The sequence below is a fragment of the Mesorhizobium sp. M7A.F.Ca.CA.002.09.1.1 genome, assembly GCF_003998555.1.
GTDB classification, from domain to species: Bacteria; Pseudomonadota; Alphaproteobacteria; order Rhizobiales; family Rhizobiaceae; genus Mesorhizobium; species Mesorhizobium ciceri.
In genome coordinates, this window is the sequence record NZ_RZRR01001162.1 from 1 (window position 1) to 1,427 (window position 1,427).

Sequence of the window (1,427 nt, forward strand, 5' to 3'; positions counted from 1 at the left end):
GTGGCAGCCGCCCTTTCCGAATGCGAATACGCACCCGCCGCCCTGGTGCGCCGTCTTTGCGAGGAACCGGTCGACATTGCCGCGCCGTTGCTCATCCGCTCACGCGCCGTCAGCGACATCGATCTCATCGCCCTGATCGGGCGACATGGCCTGCCGCATGCGCGTGCCATTGCGCGCCGCAAGGGCTTGAACCCGACCATTGCTGACCTGATCAGGGCCCTCGAGAGGCCAACCCTGGTGCGCGCGCCGGACCCGGATGCGAACGCCGCTGGGGCAGACAAGATCGCGCCAGCGAGCGCGGATACCGCCTCCGGCGAGCCAGCCCGGGAACAGACACTCGGCATCGCGGCCGAGAATGCACGGCGCAGGCTGCGCTCGATGATGCGCACCGGCGACGAGAAGACAGCGACCGCCGAGCCTTTCAAGGGCGCCGACACCTATATGAAATTGCGCGAGACAGCGCTGACGGGAAACGCCGCGTTCTTCCAGACCGCGCTCGCCGATGCGCTCGACATCGATTTCGAGACCGCGCGATCGCTCACCGCCAACCAGAATTATGCCTCGCTGCTTGTCGCCTTGCGCTCGCTCGACCTCAGCGAAGACAGGGCCTTCCTGGTCACGGTTGCCGTCTATCCCAGCCAGTTCCCGCACCCGCAGGCTATCCGGACTTTCCTCGACCGCTACCGGCTGCTGCATCGCGAGGCGGCCCAGGACAAGATGCGGTCGTGGAGAGCGGAAATCCTTTCAAGGGTGGTTCGCGGCGCAGCACCTGCCAACAGCGATACACGCACCGCTTCGAACAGCGACGATGCGGCGGCTTCTTCCGGCCTCAGGGCGTCTTCACGGAAATAAGCTCCTCGACGGGCACGGCACCGGCCTCGATTTCGACCACCCAGATGTCGGGATCGAATTTTTTCTCCCGTTCCAGCCTGGCTTCGAGCACCGCGGGATCGTCACCAGCTCCGAGCAGAGTGAAAAACCGGTCGTCGGGCTTGGCCGAATCATAGCTTGTCTGCGGCGCCGGCCCGAACAGGGCAACCTCACCCAGCCTGCCCCGCGCCAGCACGAACACAGCGCCGGCCTCGGTCGCGCCACGCTTGACCACGGCGGCAAATCCACCGGCGCCGAAAATCCGGCGCAACAGGGCCGAAACCCACAGATCCGATGTGACGCGCATGAGAGAGCTCCCGAAACTGCCGGTTCTCTATCGATATTTCCGCCGCTCGGCGAGCCGTCGTTTCGGCCGTCAGTTGGTCAGGCCGATCTCGCGCATCTTGACATAGACGATCTCATCGGGCTCGCCGGTCTGCGGCAGCCCGAACAGCGACTGGAATTCCTTGATCGCCGCCTTTGTGCGCGCGCCGACGACACCATCCAGCTGCATGTCGTCATTGCCGAACGCCTTGAGCCCGGCCTGGATCTTGACG

General features: G+C 65.0%; 3 protein-coding genes. 1 reads left to right on the top strand and 2 read right to left on the bottom strand.

Going from position 1 to position 1,427, the window contains the following annotated elements; genetic code table 11:
* The coding region (locus EN994_RS31355; RefSeq protein WP_127308147.1) for a hypothetical protein at nt 1–852 on the top strand (852 nt) is incomplete at its 5' end.
* On the opposite strand, the gene EN994_RS31360 is transcribed toward EN994_RS31355, so the two are convergent.
* Nucleotides 830–1,177, bottom strand: coding sequence for a DUF1491 family protein (locus EN994_RS31360; RefSeq protein WP_013532655.1), 348 nt, complete (start codon nt 1,175–1,177; stop codon nt 830–832). The two genes, EN994_RS31355 and EN994_RS31360, sit on opposite strands and share 23 nt — an antisense overlap.
* A gap of 69 nt (nt 1,178–1,246) precedes the next feature.
* The coding region (locus EN994_RS31365; RefSeq protein WP_164746411.1) for a peptidoglycan-binding domain-containing protein at nt 1,247–1,427 on the bottom strand (181 nt) is incomplete at its 5' end.